Origin of the sequence: Neobacillus niacini (assembly GCF_036961885.1) — a bacterium.
Lineage (GTDB): Bacteria > Bacillota > Bacilli > Bacillales > Cytobacillaceae > Neobacillus > Neobacillus niacini_H.
Genome location: NZ_JBALNQ010000103.1, coordinates 1 through 2925, shown reverse-complemented (window position 1 = coordinate 2925; position 2925 = coordinate 1). Strand labels below are relative to the sequence as shown.

2 protein-coding genes are annotated in these 2925 nt (G+C 33.6%); one reads left to right on the top strand and one right to left on the bottom strand.

Features of this window, described 5'->3' with window-relative positions; translation table 11 throughout:
- The first annotated feature begins 288 nt into the window (after positions 1 to 288).
- Complete coding sequence (locus tag V7124_RS26055) at positions 289 to 1719, top strand: PLP-dependent aminotransferase family protein (RefSeq protein ID WP_335494858.1); 1431 nt, start codon at positions 289 to 291, stop codon at positions 1717 to 1719.
- A gap of 173 nt (positions 1720 to 1892) precedes the next feature.
- On the opposite strand, the gene V7124_RS26050 is transcribed toward V7124_RS26055, so the two are convergent.
- Positions 1893 to 2471, bottom strand: a complete 579-nt coding sequence (locus tag V7124_RS26050; protein WP_335413483.1) for a TetR/AcrR family transcriptional regulator — start codon at positions 2469 to 2471, stop codon at positions 1893 to 1895.
- Positions 2472 to 2925: the final 454 nt, after the last annotated feature.

Here is a 2925-nt window from a genome sequence, read left to right as displayed (position 1 = left end):
CTATTAATTACAGGAAAAATTGATGAAAAATATAGCAGTTCTACAAAAAGAAATACCACAAATTTAACGTTAATTTATGTTGTGATCATTACCTTATCTTTAATTTCTCTTGGAGTGTATATTAGATTTTTTGCATAAATAATATTGTTTTGATACCTATTGACTTAATAGCTCGGTAGGTTATTTTTTTAAGAATTTTTCTGTAGGAAAAAACTCAAGAGTAAAAAAGTGAAATAGAAAAATAATTAAGGTATGATTAGAAAAATTAAATCTTAAGGACTGTAGTCAATGGACTGGAAACCAGATCGTAAAGCTAAAAAAGCAATCTATAAACAGCTTGCTGAATATATTGAAAATGGGATTGCAAATGGTACATTTCCGCCTGATAATCCATTACCATCAGAAAGATATTTAGCTAAGGAACTTAACATAAACAGAAGTACTGTGGTATCTGCCTATGATGAGTTAGGATCGAATGGGCTGATTCAACGAAATAGAGGAAGCGGGACAACCATTAGTCAGGATATATGGGGGATTACGAAGAAACGTATTCCGAGCTGGAACAGGTACATTGAGGCAGGTTCATTTTTACCAAATTTACCTGTTACCCAAAGGATTCGAAAAGAAGCAGTTGAACATAAACTCATTAATTTAGCCAGTGGAGAACTATCCGAAGATCTTTTTCCCTTAGATTCTTTAAGACAGATAACGGCTTCTAGATCGTTTATCGGAAGCTTAGGATATGATCACCCACAAGGTAACCTTATTCTTAGGGAGACCATTACAAAGCATGTAAAGCAATTTCGGAGAATTGAATCTGATCCTTCTTCGATATTAATTACATCTGGCGCCCAGCAGGCATTACATCTAGTCGTACAGTGCTTATTAAAGCCTGGAGATGCAGTTGCTTTAGAGGATCCTTCCTATAATTATAATCTACCTATTTTTAAATCAGCCGGAATAAAACCATATTTTCTTTCCGTTGATAAGGACGGATTAAACCCAGAAGATTTATTAACTTTACATAAAAAACATCGAATTAAAATGATATTCTTAAACCCTTCTTTTCAAAATCCAACAGGGACCTTACTTCATGAAAAACAGAGGAAAGCGATTTTAGAAATATCCTCTGAACATGGGATTCCCGTAGTGGAGGACGATCCATATAGTCTAACTTCTTTTACCGGGGAAGAGGTTACAACATTAAAATCGATGGATATTCATGGAAACGTCTTATATATTAGCTCTTTAACAAAGATTGTTGCTTCTGGGTTAAGGATTGGCTGGATTATCGGACCAAAGCCAGTCATTGAAAGGCTATCCGACGCGAAACAACAAATTGACTTCGGGCATGCAAGCTTTACCCAGTGGATTGCAAATGAATTTATAGAATCGAAAAGTTTTCATTCACATATCAATGGTTTGGTGAAAGAGTTAGAAAAACGAAGGGATCAAATTATAACCAGCCTTAATTTTTATTTAAAGGAACAAGTTGAATTTTCAATCCCTCAGGGAGGCATTCACTTATGGTGCCGGATAAAAAAAGATTTTAACGAAATGCAATTACTTGAGGAATCCATAAAAAGGGGAGTTATTTATGTCCCTGGTTCCACTATGGGATCCAAAAAGGAGTTTGTACGGTTTACATTCGCTAGGGAAAATAAGGAATCAATACATGAAGGAATTAAAAGGTTTGCAGAAGCTCTTAATTCTCTTTAACAATGAATCCTGCTTATATTTTTCTAGCCAAGAATCATGATTTAATCGTGGTTCTTTTTATTTTGAAGTAAAATGAATGGCTAAAAAATAAAAGTGAAGCCTTTAATTGGTTTACCAAGCTTAAAAAGACTTACTAACGATCCGTTAGTAAGTCTTGTCTTAACTTTTTGTCTTTAATCTAAATGATACTGTTGTTTAATCACTTCAAAAATATTTTGTAAAACTTGGATGTTTTGTCGGTTTACCATTAGTAAAATTCCGCCTTCAATCATAGCAACAATGGATTCTGCGTTTTTTTTCGGATTAATTGATTCATCTAACTGATGCTCCTCAATCATTTCCGTTAAAATATCAGTGACTGAGTTTACCCAGTGATTAAAAAATTCATTAATTTTTACTCGGAATTCCTCATCTTGGGCACTCATTTCGATTGCCAAATTTCCCATTGCGCACCCATACTTAATTTCCATTTCTGCATGACTTGTCTCCGCCCATTGGAGCATGCGATTTAACTTAGTAACAGGGGCATCTGAAGTTTTCAGAATTCCAATTATTAATTGTCCTTCCCAATCTTTGACCAGATCTTCTACAATAGCTAATCCTAGATCATGTTTTGATTGAAAATAATGGTAAAATTGCCCCTTTCCGATATTAGTAGCTGCCATAATATCGCTGACAGATGTCGCTTGGTAGCCTTTTGAGTGTATGACCTCTCTAGCTATTCGTATTATTTCCTGTTTTTTAGTAGACATAATAACTACAACCTCACTCTTGATAACTTAAGCATAAGTTCCACCTGCACGTACTGTGGAAGCAATTATAATGGCTTCCGCATGTTCGTCACTCGTTACCCCTTGTTTGTCTTGAGTATTTTCTTTAGTATAAAAATTTGTTGGCAATTTTAAAACTCCTTTTAAATTTTATTTAATTTATCCTTTAAATCGCAGATTTAAACGCGGAATTTACCAACTGTTCGGTACAATTATTATAACATTATTTTTTGCTTAGATACAATACTATCCGTTTAAACACTAGTAGGTCTTTCAAGAAAAATAGTTGTTTATATAAAAGGGTGATCTTCCTATGCTAAATATTTTGTTTGCCAATAATAAAAAAAGTATGTTAGACTGGAATTGTACCGAATGGTAGGTACAAAATTATAAAAACATACTTTTTAAATACAGTAAATTCTATTCATTAATGAGA

Bases quoted from the DNA above. Each gene is read 5' to 3' on its own strand.
- V7124_RS26055 (WP_335494858.1), top strand. From the start codon at position 289: ATGGACTGGAAACCAGATCGTAAAGCTAAAAAAGCAATCTATAAACAG.
- V7124_RS26050 (WP_335413483.1), bottom strand. From the start codon at position 2,471: ATGTCTACTAAAAAACAGGAAATAATACGAATAGCTAGAGAGGTCATA.